Source organism: Micromonospora sp. CPCC 206171, assembly GCF_036906755.1.
Lineage (GTDB): Bacteria > Actinomycetota > Actinomycetes > Mycobacteriales > Micromonosporaceae > Micromonospora > Micromonospora purpureochromogenes.
Genome location: NZ_JBAKHT010000027.1, coordinates 17,055 through 34,194, shown reverse-complemented (window position 1 = coordinate 34,194; position 17,140 = coordinate 17,055). Strand labels below are relative to the sequence as shown.

Genomic DNA, 17,140 nt, shown 5'->3' with positions numbered 1-17,140 from the left:
CGCACAGTGCCGCCCTTCGCCCGGAAACGACGGTCAGCCTAGGCGGCGGCACCGACACCGACGCGGACACGCCGCCGGGCGGGCGGGCCCTGGCCCACCCGCCCGACGTCCACGATCTCCGACCGTGGCGTCGCGGTCAGCGCCGCCGGCGTGCCGGCTCCGGCACGTCCGCGTCGACCCGCTCGCGGCGGACCTGCGCGTCGATCGGCTCGTCCTCGACGATCTCGTCCTTGGTCAGCCGGACCCGCTCGACCGGCACCTGGTCCTTGCTGACCACCGGCCGCTCGGCGCGCAGCTCCATCTCACGCTGCTCGTCGCGGATGTCCGGCCGGACGTCGCCGCGGTTCGCCGCGGTGATCGGCTCGCGCACCACGTGTACCTCGTCGTGCTCGACCGGCACCGTGGTGTGCACGTCCTCGGTCACCACGTGCTTGTTCAGCCGAGCCTTGCCCGCCGGCTCGCTCTGGGTACCGACCCGCAGCCGCTCCTCGGACCGGGTCAGCTCCGGCGCACCGGGCCGCCGCTGCGGCTGCTCCTGCTGCTGCTGGAGCTGGTAGTGCCGGTAGAGCTGGGCGAGCTGGTCCGCGCCGAGCGGCGCCTCGGTGCCCGACTCGACGGCGGGCGCGCTGCGCACGGTGGCCTTGTCGTACGGCACCCGCAGGCCACCCTCGGCCATCCCGGCCCCGGCCAGCGGTGCCATGGACTCGTGGTGGCCCATCACGCCGGTCTTCACGCTGACCCAGGTGGCCTCGCCGGCGGGATCGGCCCAGACCTGGGCCACGCTACCGATCTTGGCGCCCGAGCGGTCCTGGACGTCCTGCCCGTACAGCGAGCGGACCTGCTGTTCGGTGAGTCGCATCGTTCGTCCTTCCTCTCGTGGGTCACGACCCGGCTACCCGGCCCGTGCGGAGCGCATTCGCGGGGACGGCCGTGGATAGCAGCAGCGGGAGGAGCGGGTGCCGAGGGGACGCATAAGTGTCGGGACATCGGGGATGCGCCCTCCGGGACCGTAGCGAAGAATGCGAGGTATGAGATGACCGCGTCCAGTGAGCCCGCCCCGCGCGCCCGCCCTGCCGGAGGTACGCCGGCCAAGACCAGCGCCGCCGCCACCTTCGCCCTGGTGTTCGGCGTGGCGGCGCTGTTCAGCGTGCTGACCGCCATCCTCGCCTGGATCGGTCTACTGCTCGGGATCATCGGGGTGATCCTGGGGATCGTCGGGCTGAAGATGAGCCGCCGCCCGGGGGTGACCGGGCGGGGGGTCGCGATCGGTGGGCTGGTGCTCAGCGTGCTGGCGGTGCTGCTCGGGTTGGCCCTCGCGGCCGGGATCAGCACCTTCGTCAACGACGAGGGTGCGGTGGACCGCCTCCAGCAACAGGTCGACGACCTGCGCGACCGGCTTGACGACTGAGCCGGACGCGGGCCGCCGACCCGGTGGGGCCCCGGCTGACCCGGGCCCTGATCGCGCTACGCCCGCAGTCGCGGGCGGAGCGCGATCCCCCGTTCAGGTCCACTGTGCTTCGGCGGTGTCCGGGCCGCCGGCACCCGTGCGCCCAGGATCCCGCTCGGCGAGGCCGGCGGGGACCGCCCCGTTGGGAACTTGCGCAAATCTTGAGTCGGCTACATCCCGGCGCCGGGAGGGTGAACGCGGCCGAGGAAGTCGCGCATCAGGGACACCACCTCGTCGAGGTGGGTCTCCAGCAGCCAGTGGCCGCCGTCGAGCAGGTGCAGCTCCGCGTCCGGCAGGTCGCGCAGGTACGCGCGGGCGGCCCCCTCGGGCATGTACCCGTCGTGCGGCCCCCAGACGATCAGCGTGGCTGGCTGGTGCTCCCGCAGGTACGCCTGCTGACGCGGGAACCAGTCGACGGTGCTCCGCTGGTCGGCGAGCAGGTGCACGAGGTGGTCGGGGCCCGGCGGCCGGCCCACCTGCGCCCAGGAGAGCGTCCACAGGTCGGGGCTGATCCGGTTGGCGATCTCGCCGGGTACCTCGCCCAGGAACTCGGCGCGGAAGCCGCTCTCCGAGACGTGTTCGGCCACCTCGGCCAGCGCCTGCGGGCTGGGGTCGGCCCACATCTTCTTCAGCGGCGCGTACTTCGGCCCGTGCTGGTCGGCGTAGATGTCGCCGTTCTGGATGATGAGTGCCGCGACCCGGTCCGGCGCGCTCATGGCCAGCCGCAGCCCGAACTGGGAGCCGTAGTCCTGCAGGTAGATGGCGTAGCGACGCAACCCGAGGACGTCGGTGAACCGGCGCAGGAAGTCGGCGTACCCGTCGAAGGTGTAGGCGAACGGCGCGGCGTCGGCCCGCGTGTAGCCGAAGCCCGGCAGGTCGGGGGCGAGCAGCCGCCAGCGGTCGCCGAGCGCCGGCATGAGATTGCGGAACTGGAACGACGAGGACGGGTAGCCGTGCGGCAGCAGCACCACCGGGGCGTCCACCGGCCCGGCTTCCCGGTAGAACGTGCGGATGCCGTCGACGTCGACGACCCGGTGCGCCACGGGAACGGCTCCCATGGCCCCGCCCTTCCCGCCCCCGACCTCGGCAAACCCCGCCGACGCGGGAGAGCCGCCCCGGATGGCTTGGGACGGCTCTGCCCTGTCACGTCGGGGTCAGCAGCCGCAGGTGTAGAAGAGGATGTCCCAGTGGCACCGTGCCGTGCCGCCGCCGGTTCAGCGCCGGTCGGCGGCGACCAGCTCGCGGACTGCCGGCACCACCTCGGCGGCGAATCGGCGCAGGTCGTCCGGGTCGTCGCTGCCGAGGATGAAGACGCTGACGCCCTCGCTCAGGGCCAGGTCCGCCAGCTCCTCGGCCCACTGCTCCGCGGGCCCGTCCAGCGGGCCGCGACCGACCGCGCCGAACCGTCCGGTGATGTTGAGCAGCCGCCGGACGTCCCGGGGCGACCGGCCGGCCTGCTGCGCGGCGTCGTCGATGATCCGGTTGCCGGTGGCCAGGTCGCCGGTTTGCAGGTAGCCCAGCGACGGGAGCCAGCCGTCGGCCCGTCGGCCGGTGAGGGCGAGCATCCGGGGCTTGTAGGCGCCCAGCCAGATCGGCACCGGGTGGGCGGGGGCCGGGCCGCGCTTGGCGCCGTGCACCCGGTGGAACTCGCCGTCGACCCGCACGCCGCCGCGCGCGCCGGCGTCCCACAGTTGGCGGATGACGTCGACGGCCTCCGCCAGGGCCCGCACCCCCTGCGCGGGGGTGAGTCGGCGGCCGCCCATCGCCTCGATGGCGTCCCAGAACGCGCCCGCCCCCAGGCCCAGCCGGACCCGGCCGCCGCTGAGCAGGTCGAGGCTCGCCACGCTGCGCGCGAGGACCGCCGGCGGGCGTAGCGGAAGGTTCGTCACGTTCGCCGACAGGCCCACCGTGCTGGTCCGCGCGGCGACGTAGCTCAGCAGCGTCCAGGTGTCGAGCAGCCTCGGCTGGTACGGGTGGTCCTGGAAGGTGACCAGGTCCAGCCCGACCTGCTCGGCCAGGACGGCGAGGGCGACGGTGCCCGCCGGGTCGTCGCTCGCCGGTGTGGTGAAGGATCCGAACAGCAGCGGGTGACCGTAGTCGTTCACCGCCGGTCGGCTCCTGCGTAGGGCGGGCACGAGGGCCGGCGCGTTCCGATGCTCATCCGCCTCTCCTTCCCGTCCCGGCCGCGGGCAGTCCATCGATCCGGGTGCCGGAATACCGGCCTCGACCAGGGCAGTCGCCCCGCAGCCGCTCGATCTTGTCAGTTTGACACGGCATGCGACGGGTAGTCGCGAGAGCTGATCCGAACCGAGGAGGGACGTGCCGATGGACGGCCAGGTCAAGGTAGCGGTGATCTACTACAGCGCGACCGGCATCACCTACCAGATGGCGCAGGCGGCCTGCGAGGCCGCCGGCGAGGCCGGCGCCGACGTGCGCCTGCGCAAGGTACGCGAGCTGGCGCCCGACGAGGCGATCCGCTCCAATTCGGGCTGGCAGGCCCACCACCTGGAGACGCAGGACGTCCCCGAGGCCCAGCTCGACGACCTGTCCTGGGCCGACGTGATCATCTTCGGTTCGCCCACCCGCTACGGCATGATCGCCGCCCAGCTCAAGCAGTTCATCGACACCACCGGCCCGCTCTGGTCGCAGGGCGCCCTGGTGGACAAGGTCTACAGCGCCTTCACCTCCACCGCGACCTCGCACGGCGGTCAGGAGTCCACCCTGCTGTCGCTGTTCACGATCATTTACCACTGGGGCGGCATCGTGGTGACCCCCGGCTACACCGACCCGAGTCAGTTCGCCGCGGGCAACCCGTACGGCGCCTCGCACACCAGCAACAACGGGGAGACCGCCCCGGACCAGCTGGCGCTCGGCGCCACCGCCCTGACCGCCAAGCGGGCGGTGCGCCTCGGCGCCGCGGTCAAGCGCGGCCTGGCCGCCGGCTGACCCACTGCGGCGACCGGTGGTCCGGGCGGGGGCTCTCGGCCCGTCCGGTCCACCGGTCGCCGCAACCCCTACCCGCGATCGGCCGATCCATGCGCGGTCAGCGCCGGACGGGCCAGCAGGTGCCCGAGCAGGTCCGCCAGGACGGCCAGCCCGTCCCGGCTGAGCACCGACTCCGGGTGGAACTGCACCCCGGCGAAACCGGGGCCGCGCAGCGCGTGCACCGCCCCGTCGGCCGGGTCGCGGGACAGCTCCACCGGCCCGTACCGGGTGCCGAGCCGGTCGCGGTCGGCCAGGGCGGTGAAGGTGGAGTAGAAGCCGACCCGCCGGGACGTGCCGAAGACCGCAACGTCCCGCTGCAGTCCCTGGTACGGCGCCTCCCGCCGGTGCAGGGGCAACCCGAGCAGGCCGGCGAGCAGCTGGTGGCCGAGGCAGACCGCCAGCGTGGGCAGGCCGGCGGCGAGCCGGCCGGCCAGCAGCGCCCGTAGCGCCGCCATCTTCGGCTCGGCGACCGCGCCCGGGTCGCCCGGCCCGGGCCCCACCACCACCAGGTCGTACCCGTCGAGCGGGGCGGCCCGTTGCCACGGCCGGACGTCCACGGCGAGACCCAGGGCGCCGAGTTGGTGGGCGAGCATCCCGGTGAAGGTGTCCTCGCCGTCCACGATCAGCGCCCGCTTACCAGCCAGCCCGGCCAGCGTGGTCGCCCCGGGCACCCGCTGGTCGAGCCAGAACCGGGCCAGCGGTGTGTTCCGCGCGGCGAGCACGGCCCGCACCTCGGGGTCGTCGGCGAGGCGTACCGCCCGGGCGGGGTCGGCGGCCGGTGCCTGCGGAGCCAGCCCCAGCGCGGCGAGCACCCCGGCCGCCTTGGCGTGCGTCTCGGCGACCTCGCCGGCGGCGGTGGAGTGCCGCACCAGGGTCGCCCCGACCGGCACCCGCAGCTCACCGGTGGGGGAGATCTCCGCCGTCCGGATCAGGATCGGCGCGTCCAGCGTCTGCCGGCCCGCGCCGTCGCGCCCGAGCAGGGCCAGCACGCCGGAGTAGTAGCGCCGCCCGGAGCGCTCGTGCCGGGCGATCACCCGGCAGGCGTTCTCCATCGGACTGCCGGTGACCGTCGGGGCGAACATCGTCTCCCGCAGCACCTCCCGGACGTCCTTCGAGCCGCGCCCGGCGAGCAGGTACTCGGTGTGCGCGAGGTGCGCCATCTCCTTCAGGTACGGCCCGACCACCTGGCCGCCGTGCTCGGCGACCGTGGCCATCATCTTCAGCTCCTCGTCGAGCACCATGTACAGCTCCTCCACCTCCTTGGGGTCGCGGAGGAAGCGCAGCAGGGCGGCGCGGTCGAGGGTCGCGCCGGCGTGCCGGAAGGTGCCGCTGATCGGGTTCATCATCACCAGCCCGTCGTCGACGCTGACGTGCCGCTCCGGGCTCGCGCCGACCAGGATCCGGTGCCCGGTGCACACCAGGAACGTCCAGTACGCGCCCCGCTCGCCGACCAGCAGCCGGCGCAGCGCCGCCAGCCCCGCCCGCAGCGGCGATCCCTGCACCGTCGCCCGCAGGGTGCGGTGGATGACGAAGTTGGCGCCCTCGCCGCGGCCGATCTCCTCGGCGAGCACCCGCTCGACGGTGCCGGCGTACTCCTCGTCGGCGACGTCGAACGCGGCGCCCGTGGTGACCACCGGCGCCTGCGGGAGCGCCGCAAGCGCGTCGGCCAGGGCGATCCGCGTGTGCCCGGCTATCGCCAGGTACTCCAGCGGCGTGCCGTCGTCGACGCACTCGAAGCCCCGCTCGGCGATCTGCCGGTACGGCACCAGGGCCAGTGTGCGCGGGCCGGCCGCCCCGTCCGGCAGCGGCAGGTCGGCGAGCCGGTCGGCGGTGCGGACCGTACCCGTGAAGAGGTCGAGGTGCGCGGCGCCCTCGCGACGGACGAGCGCGAACGGGCCGGGGTCGGCGTCGTGCGCGAGGGCGGCGAGCAGGTCGTGCGGGCGGTTCATCGGTGTCTCCTCCGGGCCGTCGGCGCCGCCCGTCGGGGCGGCCCGGGAGCCGGGGAGAGACCGGCGGCCGCCTCGTCGGGCGGCCGCGTGGAAGCTACGCGCGGAAGGTGGCCGCCGGGTCGGCGGGCCACCAGCAGGACAGGTGCGCGAGCATGTCGACCACCCTACGCGGCCCCCGGCGGGCGCGGAAGCCGTCCGAGGTACGTGTCGCGCGCCGGCCCGCGATCGAGGCTTCGCCGGGCCGGTCGGCGGGTACCGTGACCGGCGATGAACATTCTCGCTCTCGACCTCGGCACCTCCTCGGTACGCGGGCTCGTGCTCGACGCCGACGCGGAGCCGCGGCCGGGTGCGCTGGCGCGGCGCAAGGTGCACGTGAGCATCGGCGACCGCGGCTCAGGCACCCTCGACCCCGCGCAGTACCTGGCCTGCCTGGTGGAGTGCCTGGACGAGCTCGCCGCCGCCGGGCACCTGCGCGACGTGCAGCTGGTCGCGGTCTCGGCGCAGTGGCACTCGGTGCTGCCGCTCGACCCCGCCGGTGCGCCGCTCGGGCCGGTCCTGACCTGGCTGGACACCCGCGCCATGGCGGCCCCCGGCAACGCCGGTCCGGCCGATCCGGACGCCTACCACGAACGGACCGGTGGGTGGTGGCACCGCGGCTACTGGCCGCTCCGGCTGCCCTGGCTCCGGGCGCACTACGGCGGCCGGATCTCCCGGTTCGTCGGCCTGGCCGAGTACGTCCTCGGCCAGCTGCTCGACACCGCGCCGATGTCGGTCTCCATGGCCTCCGGCACGGGGCTGCTCGACCTGCGCACGCTGACCTGGGACGCCGAGGCCTGCGAGCTGGCCGGGGTCCGCCCGGGCGAGCTGCCCGAGCTGGCGCCGACGGGGTGGAACGGGCGACTGCGCGCGGAGCACGCCGGTCGGTGGCCGCAGCTGGCCGGCGTGGCGTGGTCCGTCCCGGTCGGTGACGGGGCCGCCTCCAACGTGGGTTCCGGTTGCGTGGACGGGCGGCGCGCGGCGGTGACCGTGGGCACCTCCGCGGCGGTCCGGCTGCTGCATCGGCTGCCGGCCGGTGAGCCGTTGCCGCCGCTGCCCGAGGAACTCTGGCGCTACCGGGTGGACCACGAGTACGTGGTGACCGGGGCGGCCTACTCCTGCGGCGGCAACCTGTACACCTGGGCCAAGCGGGAGCTGCGGCTGCCCGAGGGCCCGGAGCTGGCTGCCGCGCTGGCCCGCGTGCCGCCGGACGGCGGCGAGGTGACGGCCGACCCCCGCCTGGGCGGCGACCGGCCACCCGGCTTCGCGCCGGCCGGTGTCGGCGAGCTGCGAGGGGTCGGCTTCGCCACCACCGGGGTGGAGATCCTGGCCGGACTGATGGCCGGCCTGTGCCGGATGGTCGCCGACGATCTGGCCGTGTTGGAGTCCACCGTCGAGACGCCGATGGAGGTGGTGCTGGGTGGGGGAGCGATGGCGGCCTCCGCCTGGTGGCGCTCGGCGTTCGCCACGGCGCTGGCGCCCCGCCCGGTGCGGCACCGCGCCGAGCCGGAGATCGGGGCGATCGGCGCGGCGCTGGTGGCGCTGGGCCGGGTGGCCGAGGCGGGGCGGCTGGCGATGACCGAGCCGCCCGACGAGGGACGCTCGCCGGAGCGCTCCGGCGCCGCTTCCTGACCGGAGCGCTGCCACGCCCCGTTGACACAGCTCGCGGGCCTGGTTGGATGGACCCCGCTCCCTGACGCGGGGGAGGCGGGGGACCGAGGAGGCAGGTGTGGGCGCAGGTCCCGACCCGAGGCAGGGCGAGCAGGGTGGTCGGAGCCGGGGGGCCGTCCGGGTCGTACCCCACCGGCGGCGCTCGCCGTTCCGGCTGCGCGACTGGCGGATGCGCACCAAGCTCGCCACCGTGCTGGTCATCCCGTCCGTGGCCTTCCTGGTGCTGGCCGGCGTGCAGACCGCGGCGCTGGTCGGGCAGACCACCGCGCTGAGCGACTTCGCCCGGCAGGTCGGCATCGGCCGGCAGATCACCGGCGTGGTGGACCGGCTCCAGCAGGAGCGGGACCGCTCCGCGGGGGAGCTGGCCGAGCTGCGCCGGGCCGGGAGCCAGGCCGACCGGGACGCGGCGGTCAGCGCGCTGCGGCCGTTGCAGGCGGCCACCGATCGGGCCGTCAGCGAGCTGCGCGGGGCCGCGCAGCCACTGGCCGACGCCGACGCGTCCTGGCGGCTGGCGTACGGCGAGGCGCTGGAGGCGTACGACCAGGTGGTCTACATCCGGGCCGCGGTGCCGCCGGCGGTGCTCAACAGCGACACCATCCTGAGCAACTACCACCGGGCCATCGAGGCGCTGCTCAACCTGCTGGCGGAGCCCTCGCCGGGGGAGCAGCAGCCCGTACTCACCGACGCGGTGCTGCGGTACGTGCAGCTCGCCCGGGTCAAGGAGCTGTCATCGCGGATCCGCGGGCAGCTCTACGCCGCCGCCCGGGCCGGCCGCTACGACCTGGACGACCAGGTGACCCTCACCGACCTGCGGGCGCAGCAGCTGGCCGCGCTCGGCGCGTTCCGGGTCGCCGCCACCAACGATCAGGTCCGGCTCTACGACCGGACCTCGGTCGATCCGGCGTTCGTCGCGGCGATGAAGCTGGAGGAGAAGAGCCTGCCCACCGGCGGCGCCCGCGCCGAGGTGCTGCCCGCGCCGCAGTGGTGGGCCGCCAGCGAGCAGCGGCAGGAGCTGCTGCGCCAGCTGGAGGCGCGGGTGCTGGACGACGCGGTGACCCGGGCCGACACGGTCAGCGGCGACCGGCTGCGCACCACCCTGCTGGTGGTCGGCGGCATCGTGGTGGTGCTCGGGCTGGCCGTGCTGCTCGCCCTGCTCATCGGCCGGTCCATCGCCAACTCCATGCAGCGCCTGCGCGGGCAGGCCCTGCGGATCGCCCAGGTCGACCTGCCGGACGCGCTGGACCGGCTCCGCTCGGTGCAGGGCGGCGTGCCCACCATCGACGTGCCGCCCCCGGTCGTCCGGTCCTCCGACGAGATCGGCGAGCTGGCCGAGGCGTTCGTGGCGGTGCACCGCAGCGCGGTCAGCGTCGCGGTGGAGCAGGCGGAGACGCGGCGCACCGTCAACGCGATGTTCGTCAACCTGGCCCGACGCAGCCAGGTGCTGGTGGAGCGGCAGCTGGAGCTGCTCGACGACCTGGAACGGGAGGAGGCCGACCCGGACCAGCTGGAGAACCTGTTCAAGCTGGACCACCTGGCCGCCCGGATGCGCCGTAACGACGAGAGCCTGCTGGTGCTGGCCGGCACGGAGTCGACCCGGCGGTGGAACCGCCCGGTCGGTCTCGGGGCGGTGCTGCTGGCCGCCAGCGCCGAGATCGAGCAGTACCAGCGGGTCCGCCGCGAGTCGGTGGCCGACCTGTACGTGGTCGGGCACGCCGTCGGCGAGCTGGTGCACCTGCTGGCCGAGCTGCTGGAGAATGCCACCGCCTTCTCGCGGCCCGACACCGTGGTCCGGGTGGGCGCCCGGATCGAGGGCGGCAGCGCGGTGGTGGAGATCGTCGACCAGGGGTTGGGGATGAGCCCGGCGGCGCTGGAACAGGCCAACATCGTGCTGGCCTCCCCGCCGGCCGCTGACGTGGCCGCCTCGGAGCGGATGGGTCTGTTCGTGGTCAGCCACCTCGCTGCCCGGCACGGCATCCGGGTACGCCTCAGCGGCGGCGCCCAGGGCCTGGTCGCCCGGATCGAGCTGCCCACCGCGCTGCTGGCCGCCGCGCCCCCGGCGGAGCTGGACGGGCCGGTCTCACCGCGGATGCTGACCACGGCGGTGGCCGGCGCGACCCGGCCCGGCGGGCCGCGACGGCCGGCCGGTGCGCCGGCGCCGACGGAGCTGCCGGTGGCCGGCCGTCGTCCCGACCCGGCTCCGGTGATGCCTGTGCAGGGGCGGCCGGTGCCGGTCCGCGCCGAGGATGTGCTGTCGCCGGCGGCGGGGGCCTCGGCGGCCAGCGGCTGGTGGTCCCGCCAGGGGCCCGCGTCGTCCGCCGCGGTGCCGGCGGGTGATGTGACGCCCGCGCCGCCCGCGACGCCTGTCATCGGGGGCACCAACGATCGGGGCCTGCCGGTGCGGGTGCCGATGGCTCAGCTCTCCGCGGTCACCGAGCCGGCCCGTCCGGAGGTTGCGCCCGCACGGGACGACCCGGACCCGGAGGCGGTCGGTGGCATGCTGTCGCGGCTGTACAGCGGCGTTCGCCGGGCCGAGGCCGAGGAGACCCGGGAGATAATCTTGCCGCCGTCGGGTGGGCACAGCGAAGGGGGACGACAGTGACGACGACCTTGAGCCAGGAGGCGCGGGACCTCAGCTGGCTGGTCAACGCGTTCGCGGAGCGGGTGCCGGGGGTGGCCCACGCCGTGGTGGTCTCCTCCGACGGGCTGCTGGTCGCGATCTCGGCGCACCTGCCCCGCGACAATGCCGACAAGCTCGCCGCGGTGACCTCCGGCCTGATGAGCATCACCGCGGGAGCGGCCCAGATGTTCGACGGCGACATCGTCAAGCAGACGGTCGTCGAGATGGGGCGCGGCTACTTCCTGGTGATGCAGATCCGCGACGGCTCGATCCTCGCCACGCTGGCCGCCTCGGACGCCGACATCGGCGTGGTCGGCTACGAGATGGCCCGGCTGGCCAAGCAGGCCGGTGAGATGCTCACCCCGGCGCTGCGCGCCGAGTTGCAGCAGGCGCTGCCCCGCTGACGACGACCGCTTCCGCCGCCCCGGCGGGCCGGTCCCGCTCGGCCGGGCCCGCCCGCCCCGGCGGGTCGGACCACCGGACCGCCCCCACGCGGTCCGGTGCGCCGGTCCCGGCCGGCGGGTGGCTCAGAGGCCGTTGTCGCTGATCACCTGCCGGTACCAGTGGGCGCTGCGCTTGGGGATGCGGCGCTGGGTGGCGTAGTCCACGTAGACCAGTCCCCAGCGCTGGTCGTAGCCCTCGGCCCACTCGAAGTTGTCCAGCAGCGACCAGACGTGGTAGCTCTCCAGCGGCACGCCGGCGGCGATCGCGCGGTGCGCGGCGGCGAAGTGGTCCCGCAGGAAGGTGATCCGGCCGGTGTCGTCGACGGTGCCGTCGGCGCCCAGGACGTCCGGGCACGGCAGGCCGTTCTCGGTGACGGTGATCGGGACGGGGCCGTAGTCGCGGGTGACCCGGGTCAGGATGTCGTACATCCCCTCGGGGTAGATCTGCTGCCACTCCGCCTCGGAGGTGGCCCAGCGCCGCACGGTGCCGCCGTCGGCGGTGACGTAGATCGGGGTGTAGTACTGCACGGCCAGCAGGTCGACCGGGCTGGAGATGATTTCCAGGTCGCCGTCGGCGATGCCCCGGACCAGCCGGCTCTCCTCGCCGAGGTCGGCCAGCACGTCGGCCGGGTACGCCCCGGTGAGGACGGAGTCCAGGTACAGCCGGTTCTCGTACCCGTCGTAGAGCCGGGTCGCGGCCGCCGCGGCCGGGGTGTCGTCGGCCGGGTAACACGGGTGCAGGTTGAACGCCGGCCCGATCCGCGCGGCGGAGCCGGTGGCCCGCAGGGCGCGCACTGCCAGCCCGTGCGCGAGCTGGAGGTGGTGGGCGACCAGGTACGCGGCGTCCGGATCCTGCCGGCCCGGGGCGTGGTGGCCCCAGAGGTAGCCGTTCTGCACCACGGTTTTCGGCTCGTTGACGGTCAGCCACACCGGCACCTGTTCACCCAGGCCCCGGAACACGGCGTCGGCGTACTCGGCGAAGCGGTACGCGGTGTCCCGGTTCTCCCAGCCGCCCGCGTCCTGCAACGACTGGGGCAGGTCCCAGTGGAAGAGGGTGACCATGGGCGCGATGCCGCGCTCGTGCAGGCCGTCGACGAGCCGGCGGTAGAAGTCGAGGCCGCGCTGGTTGGGTCGGCCGGTGCCGTCGGCCTGGATGCGGGGCCAGGAGACGGAGAACCGGTAGCTGCGCAGGCCGAGGTCGCGCATCAGGTCCAGGTCCTCCGACCAGCGGTGATAGTGGTCCGCGGCCACGTCGCCGGTGTCGCCGTTGCGGGTCCGCCCCGGGGTACGGCTGAAGGTGTCCCAGATCGACTCGCCGCGCCCGTCCTCCTTGGCGGCGCCCTCGATCTGGTAGGCCGAGGTGGCCGCGCCCCAGCCGAAGTCGCGTGGGAAGCGTAGGGTGCCCGCGCCGGGGGTGGCGGTCGGGTCCCCGTCCGGCGGGGTGTCGCAGCCCGCCGTCACGGCGGCGGCCGCGCCGGCCACGGCCGCCCCGACCGGGGAGAGCCCGGCGGTGGCGGTGGCGGAGAGCGCGGCGCGGTGCAGCAGTCGCCGTCGGGTGAGTATCGACATCGGTGTTTCTCCTCAGGGTGCGGGCCACCCCGACGGCCGGGAGCGCTCCCAGCACCGGCATGCGGCGTTCCGGCCGCCTCGGGGGCGGACCGCCAGCCTAGAGGGCCGCGCGGAGGCGGCCGGGATGGGGGAAGTGAAGGTGTGACGGGCGCCGTCGGTCGTCCGACGCGCCGGGCGGGGCGCAGATAGCGAGCGAGGCCGGCCGGGCGGCGTACGCGCCTGTCCCGTCGGCCTCTTTTCCCGTCGACTACGGGGGTTTAGTGTGGGGACGGGGGAGGGCAACCCCCGTCCCCACCTTGGTGCACACACGCACGAGTCGAATTGGCGTCCGCCGTGCGTGTCGCGCGGGAGCCGGGCCACGCGAGTGGCTCTGGTTCCACCTCCCTCCGTCACTGGCGGGTGTCGGCTGGCGACGGTGTCCGGGCTGGCCCGTCGTCAGCCTCGTGGCTTGCGCCGCGGCCGGGCGACCACGGTCGACGAAACAATTGCATCTCCGTCGATGGAAGCGCTCCCATCGGCGATGCAGCGACTGTAACGCCCGTCACCGGTTTGTGAAAGCCCCAAAACGAGATCGAAACATCGGTCGCCGTCCTACCTGCGGTGTTGTCGTGGGAGCGCTTCCGCGACAGACTGTCGAATCGACGCAGCGGAGCCAGCTCGCGTGAGCGTGGGTCGCCGAGGGCATCCGGATCTCCGGACGGCACTCCGAGGAACCGCCACCGATGCCGCCCCAGGGCGGCAGGCCGGCGCAGTTCCGCACCGACCACCTTCCCGGGCACCTCCGTCCCCCCGCGTTCCCTGCTCGCGTGGAGGCGCCTCGCCGGCGGCCCAGTCAGGCTCCGGCCCTCCTGCGAGGAGACACCGCGCACATGAGACTTCGCCAAGGTCGAGTTATACCGAAACGGCCTACTGGTCAACACCGACACCACTGCCCCGTACGGCTACACACTGGAGGACCTGCCGGCCGGCAGCTACCAAGATGCGGGCAGTGCTCCGCCCTTTAGGGCGGGGGTGAAGGCCCGCGCGGGATGGCCGCCAGGCCCGAGCGTGCTCTAGCCGGGACGGTTTTGCTGCTCGATGTACTGGCGCAGGACGGTCAAGGGTGCGCCGCCGACGGAGCCGGCGAAGTACGAGGCTGACCACCGCTTGTTGGCTCGGTCGTAGTGGCGGACCAGGTCGGGGAACTCGTGTCGGATCCGCCGCGAGGACATGCCCTTGAGGGTGTTGACCAGCTTCGACAGGGCGACCTTGGGCGGAAAGTTGACCAGCAGGTGTACGTGCTCGCCCTCGCCGTTGAACTCGACCGGTCGTCTCGAAGTCGGCGCACGCCGCCCGCATGATTGCTCCAGGCGGGCCAGGTGCCGGTCACCGAACACCTTGTGCCGAAACTTGGTGACGAAGACCAACTGGGCGTACAGGGTGAAGACCAGTGTCTGCCAGTGCGGACGTTCGAGAACCCAGCCATAGACCAATGACGGACTGTCCCATGTGCAGCTTCGGTACAACTACCGCGTATACCCGACGCCCGCTCAGCAGGCTTCGCTGGCGCGGGCGTTCGGGTGCGCGCGGGTGGTGTTCAACGACGGGCTGCGCGCACGCCAGCAGGCGCGCGAGGCGGGCGAGGCGTACCTGTCGGATGGTGACCTGTCGAAGCGGGTCATCACCCAGGCCAAGCAGGCGCCTGAGCGGGAGTGGTTGGGCGAGGTGTCGGCGGTGGTACTCCAGCAGGCCCTCGCGGACCTTAACGTCGCGTACCGGAACTTCTTCACCTCGATCAGCGGCAAGCGCCAGGGGCGCAAGGTCGCCCCGCCGAGGTTCCGGTCCCGCAAGGACAACCGGCAGGCGATCCGGTTCACCGCGAACGCCCGGTTCAAGGTGCTCGACAACGGCCGGCTCAGGTTGCCGAAGATCGGCGACCTTGCGGTGTGTTGGTCCCGGCATCTGCCGGCCGCACCAACCTCGGTCACGGTCATCCGGGACGCGGCTGGTCGGTACTTCGCCTCGTTCGTTGTGGTCGCCGCCGACGAAGCCAAACTCCCATGGTCGGGCCGGGGTGGGTCGACCGTCGGCGTCGACGCAGCGATCGGACGATCCACCCCACCGTTCGCCGCAGCGTGCATCGGGGAAAAGCCGCGAAAAAAGAGGGCGTCGTGGGATCACACGACGCCGCGCGACGGAGTACCGTGTTTCTCGGAGAGGCCGCTCCCCCCGTGGCGGCCTCTCCCTTAATTTTTCCCCCGGGTTCAGCTTCCGTCCGGGGTGACCGGGTGCCGCAGCCCCGGATGGCCGGCCGGCAGCGCGCGCCGGATCACCACCCAGCTCACCGTCAGCGCCGCCGCCACCAGCGGCCAGGTCAGCGCCGCCCGGGCCACCGTCAGCGCGACCACCTGACCGCCGAGGTACAGCGGCAGGAACACCGCCACCCGCAACGCGTACGTCGCCGCCCAGACCCAGCTGCCCCGCGAGTACGCCCGCAGCAGCGTCCGGTCCCGCCGCCACCGGCCCCGCTGCCGCAGCGCCACCCCGACCACCACCCCGAGCAGTGGCCAACGCACCACGATGCTGACCACCCAGACCAGCGCGCTGGCCGCGTTGGAGAAGAGCTGCACCAGGAAGAAGTCGGCCGCCCGTCCGGTGTAGAGCGCGATCAGGGCGGCGACGCAGACGGCGAGCAGCCCGACCAGCACCGACCTCGGCCGGTCGCCCCGGCGCAGCCGCCACCCGGCCACCGCCGTGCCGGTCAGCACGGCCGCCGCCACCCCGCCGGCGATCGATCGCCCGGTGAGCAGCCAGCCGAGGGTGAACGCCACCGGTGGCAGGGTCGCGTCCACCGCGCCGCCCCGCCCGCCCAGCAGGTCCGCCAGCGACTCCGGCCGCTCCGCGACCGCCGGCTCCCGTTCCGCCGTACCGCCCACCGTCACCTCCCGTGGTCCGGCCCCAACCTAGCCGGGACGTACCGGTGGCCCGCCGAGCGACCTGCCGGGGATGCCGTTACGGTGTGCGGGTGCGCGCGACGGCAAGAGGTTGGACCGCGGTCTGGTTGGTCGTACTGGCTCTGGTCCAGACGGCCGCTCTCGTGGTGCTCTGGCGCTTCGCCGTGCACACCGGGACCGGCCAGTGGCTGGACACCGTCGCGTTGACCGGCAACCAGATCGGCCAGGACCGGATCGACGGGCCGGTCAGCCGGATCCTCAACGCGATGTCGGTGGTGTCGCTGCTCGCCGCCACGGCCGTGATCGGCTTCATCGCCCTGATCCGTGGCCGCAAGGCGCTCGCCGTCGCGGCCACCCTGCTGATCGCGGGCGCGAACGTCAGCACGCAACTGCTCAAGTACATCATCGACCGGCCGGCGCTGGGCATCGACCCGGAACGGGACGCCGCCGGCAACAGCCTGCCCAGCGGGCACGCCACCATCGCCGCCTCGGTGGCGTTGGCGCTGATCCTGGTGCTGCCGCCCAAGGTGCGCCCGCTCGGGGCGTTCCTCGGCGTCGCGTACGCCGCCAGCGCCGGCGTGGCCACCCTCTCCGCCGGCTGGCACCGGCCCAGCGACGCCGTGGCGGCGTTCCTCGTGGTCGGCGTCTGGGCCGCGCTGGCCGGGCTGCTCCTGCTGGTCTTCCAACGGGAGCAGGCGCAGGTCTCCGCCGAGGACGCCCACCGGGTCGCCGCGGCCCTGCTGGGGCTGGGCGGCCTGGCGGCCGTCGTCGCCAGCGGGCTGGCCCTGTCCTGGCTGCTCGACCAGCAGCAGGTGCCGGTCGACGAGCTGGGCCGCCGTCCGCTCTTCATCGGGTACGCGGGCAGCGCCGCCGGCATCGCCGGCACGATGGCGGTGGTGGCCGCGCTGGTGCTGCTCCCGATGCACCGCCTGGTGCCCCGCTACAAGGGCTGATCAGCGCCGGTACGTCCCGACCATGGTGCCGCTGGCCAGCTCCCGGCCGGCCAGTGCCGCGTGCACGTCGGCGGCCTGCGGGGCGCCGGCCAGGTCGACCGGGCGTTCCAGGGCGTACAGCCGGAAGAAGTAGCGGTGCGCCTCGTCGCCCTTCGGCGGGTGCGGTCCGCCCCACCCGGTGGTGCCGAAGCCGTTGGGCCACTCCTGGCCCCCCTCGGGGACCATGCCCTCCCCGACCCCGCCGGAGGTCGGGGAGATCCCGGTGACCAGCCAGTGCAGGAACGGGCTCCGCCCGGCGTCCGGGTCCTCGACCAGCAGCAGCAGCTCGGTCGCGGACTCCGGCACGTCGGACCACTCCAACGGCGGTGACGCGTTCCCGCCGTCTCGCGAGAACCGCCCCGGCAACTGGTCGTGGTCGTTGAACGCGGTACTGCGCAGCATGATGCCGGCCATCTGTCGCCCGCCCCCTCTCGTCGGCCCGGCGCGTACCCGCGACCGGCCGTCCGAAACCGACGTGGCAGGGTACGAGCACGGACG

15 protein-coding genes and 1 pseudogene are annotated in these 17,140 nt (G+C 73.9%); 8 read left to right on the top strand and 8 right to left on the bottom strand.

The features are described from left to right. Nucleotides 1–136: 136 nt before the first annotated feature. On the bottom strand, nt 137–859 hold the full coding sequence (locus V6U89_RS24875; protein ID WP_334574037.1) for a YsnF/AvaK domain-containing protein: 723 nt from the start codon (nt 857–859) through the stop codon (nt 137–139). A 174-nt stretch (nt 860–1,033) separates the two neighbouring features. Here V6U89_RS24875 and V6U89_RS24870 point away from each other — a divergent pair, with 174 nt between their 5' ends. Then, entirely contained in the window at nt 1,034–1,408 is a 375-nt protein-coding gene (locus V6U89_RS24870; RefSeq protein ID WP_334574035.1) for a hypothetical protein, read from the top strand. A 209-nt stretch (nt 1,409–1,617) separates the two neighbouring features. Here V6U89_RS24870 and V6U89_RS24865 read toward each other — a convergent pair whose 3' ends face one another. Together V6U89_RS24865 and V6U89_RS24860 are read right to left on the bottom strand one after the other, a co-directional pair. Next, nucleotides 1,618–2,505, bottom strand: coding sequence for an alpha/beta fold hydrolase (locus tag V6U89_RS24865; protein WP_334574033.1), 888 nt, complete (start codon nt 2,503–2,505; stop codon nt 1,618–1,620). Between the two features lie 156 nt (nt 2,506–2,661). Beyond that, the gene (locus V6U89_RS24860; RefSeq protein WP_334574031.1) at nt 2,662–3,552 is read right to left on the bottom strand and encodes an LLM class flavin-dependent oxidoreductase; all 891 of its coding nucleotides are present in this window, start codon (nt 3,550–3,552) and stop codon (nt 2,662–2,664) included. Nucleotides 3,553–3,772: 220 nt separating this feature from the next. Here V6U89_RS24860 and wrbA point away from each other — a divergent pair, with 220 nt between their 5' ends. After that, complete coding sequence (gene wrbA, locus V6U89_RS24855) at nt 3,773–4,393, top strand: NAD(P)H:quinone oxidoreductase (protein ID WP_334574029.1); 621 nt, start codon at nt 3,773–3,775, stop codon at nt 4,391–4,393. 68 nt (nt 4,394–4,461) lie between these two features. On the opposite strand, the gene V6U89_RS24850 is transcribed toward wrbA, so the two are convergent. After that, a complete protein-coding gene (locus V6U89_RS24850) occupies nt 4,462–6,381 on the bottom strand; it encodes a chorismate-binding protein (RefSeq protein ID WP_334574026.1) in 1,920 nt (639 codons plus the stop codon). A 267-nt stretch (nt 6,382–6,648) separates the two neighbouring features. On the opposite strand from V6U89_RS24850, the gene V6U89_RS24845 reads away from it, so the two are divergent. The 3 genes from V6U89_RS24845 (at nt 6,649) to V6U89_RS24835 (ending at nt 11,109) form a co-directional block, all read left to right on the top strand. After that, a complete protein-coding gene (locus V6U89_RS24845; RefSeq protein WP_334574024.1) occupies nt 6,649–8,049 on the top strand; it encodes an FGGY family carbohydrate kinase in 1,401 nt (466 codons plus the stop codon). 97 nt (nt 8,050–8,146) lie between these two features. Next, nucleotides 8,147–10,687 carry a sensor histidine kinase gene (locus tag V6U89_RS24840; RefSeq protein WP_334574022.1) on the top strand — a complete coding sequence of 847 codons (2,541 nt, stop codon included), beginning with the start codon at nt 8,147–8,149 and terminating at the stop codon, nt 10,685–10,687. Further along, nucleotides 10,684–11,109, top strand: coding sequence for a roadblock/LC7 domain-containing protein (locus V6U89_RS24835; RefSeq protein WP_442933982.1), 426 nt, complete (start codon nt 10,684–10,686; stop codon nt 11,107–11,109). Before V6U89_RS24840 ends, V6U89_RS24835 begins: the two co-directional genes overlap by 4 nt. A gap of 123 nt (nt 11,110–11,232) precedes the next feature. Here V6U89_RS24835 and V6U89_RS24830 read toward each other — a convergent pair whose 3' ends face one another. Next, nucleotides 11,233–12,717, bottom strand: a complete 1,485-nt coding sequence (locus V6U89_RS24830) for a GH1 family beta-glucosidase (protein WP_334574020.1) — start codon at nt 12,715–12,717, stop codon at nt 11,233–11,235. 879 nt (nt 12,718–13,596) lie between these two features. Between V6U89_RS24830 and V6U89_RS30260 the strand changes: the two are divergent. Next, a pseudogene (locus V6U89_RS30260) lies at nt 13,597–13,692 on the top strand (Ig-like domain-containing protein); the annotation flags it as partial. A 77-nt stretch (nt 13,693–13,769) separates the two neighbouring features. Here the strand turns inward: V6U89_RS30260 and tnpA are convergent. Beyond that, entirely contained in the window at nt 13,770–14,189 is a 420-nt protein-coding gene (gene tnpA, locus V6U89_RS24825; RefSeq protein WP_442933981.1) for an IS200/IS605 family transposase, read from the bottom strand. 16 nt (nt 14,190–14,205) lie between these two features. Between tnpA and V6U89_RS24820 the strand changes: the two genes are divergently transcribed. Further along, nucleotides 14,206–14,946 (top strand): RNA-guided endonuclease InsQ/TnpB family protein, encoded by a 741-nt coding sequence (locus V6U89_RS24820; protein WP_334574018.1) that lies wholly within the window; start codon nt 14,206–14,208, stop codon nt 14,944–14,946. Between the two features lie 14 nt (nt 14,947–14,960). Here V6U89_RS24820 and V6U89_RS24815 read toward each other — a convergent pair whose 3' ends face one another. Further along, a complete protein-coding gene (locus V6U89_RS24815; RefSeq protein ID WP_334574016.1) occupies nt 14,961–15,632 on the bottom strand; it encodes a DUF3159 domain-containing protein in 672 nt (223 codons plus the stop codon). Nucleotides 15,633–15,715: 83 nt separating this feature from the next. Between V6U89_RS24815 and V6U89_RS24810 the strand changes: the two genes are divergently transcribed. Beyond that, entirely contained in the window at nt 15,716–16,603 is an 888-nt protein-coding gene (locus V6U89_RS24810; RefSeq protein WP_334574014.1) for a phosphatase PAP2 family protein, read from the top strand. Here the strand turns inward: V6U89_RS24810 and V6U89_RS24805 are convergent, their stop codons facing one another. Next, on the bottom strand, nt 16,604–17,044 hold the full coding sequence (locus V6U89_RS24805; RefSeq protein ID WP_334574011.1) for a YbhB/YbcL family Raf kinase inhibitor-like protein: 441 nt from the start codon (nt 17,042–17,044) through the stop codon (nt 16,604–16,606). Nucleotides 17,045–17,140 lie beyond the last annotated feature (96 nt).

Bases quoted from the DNA above. Each gene is read 5' to 3' on its own strand.
- V6U89_RS24875 (WP_334574037.1), bottom strand. From the start codon at position 859: ATGCGACTCACCGAACAGCAGGTCCGCTCGCTGTACGGGCAGGACGTC.
- V6U89_RS24870 (WP_334574035.1), top strand. From the start codon at position 1,034: ATGACCGCGTCCAGTGAGCCCGCCCCGCGCGCCCGCCCTGCCGGAGGT.
- V6U89_RS24865 (WP_334574033.1), bottom strand. From the start codon at position 2,505: ATGGGAGCCGTTCCCGTGGCGCACCGGGTCGTCGACGTCGACGGCATC.
- wrbA (WP_334574029.1), top strand. From the start codon at position 3,773: ATGGACGGCCAGGTCAAGGTAGCGGTGATCTACTACAGCGCGACCGGC.
- V6U89_RS24850 (WP_334574026.1), bottom strand. From the start codon at position 6,381: ATGAACCGCCCGCACGACCTGCTCGCCGCCCTCGCGCACGACGCCGAC.
- V6U89_RS24845 (WP_334574024.1), top strand. From the start codon at position 6,649: ATGAACATTCTCGCTCTCGACCTCGGCACCTCCTCGGTACGCGGGCTC.
- V6U89_RS24830 (WP_334574020.1), bottom strand. From the start codon at position 12,717: ATGTCGATACTCACCCGACGGCGACTGCTGCACCGCGCCGCGCTCTCC.
- V6U89_RS24805 (WP_334574011.1), bottom strand. From the start codon at position 17,044: ATGCTGCGCAGTACCGCGTTCAACGACCACGACCAGTTGCCGGGGCGG.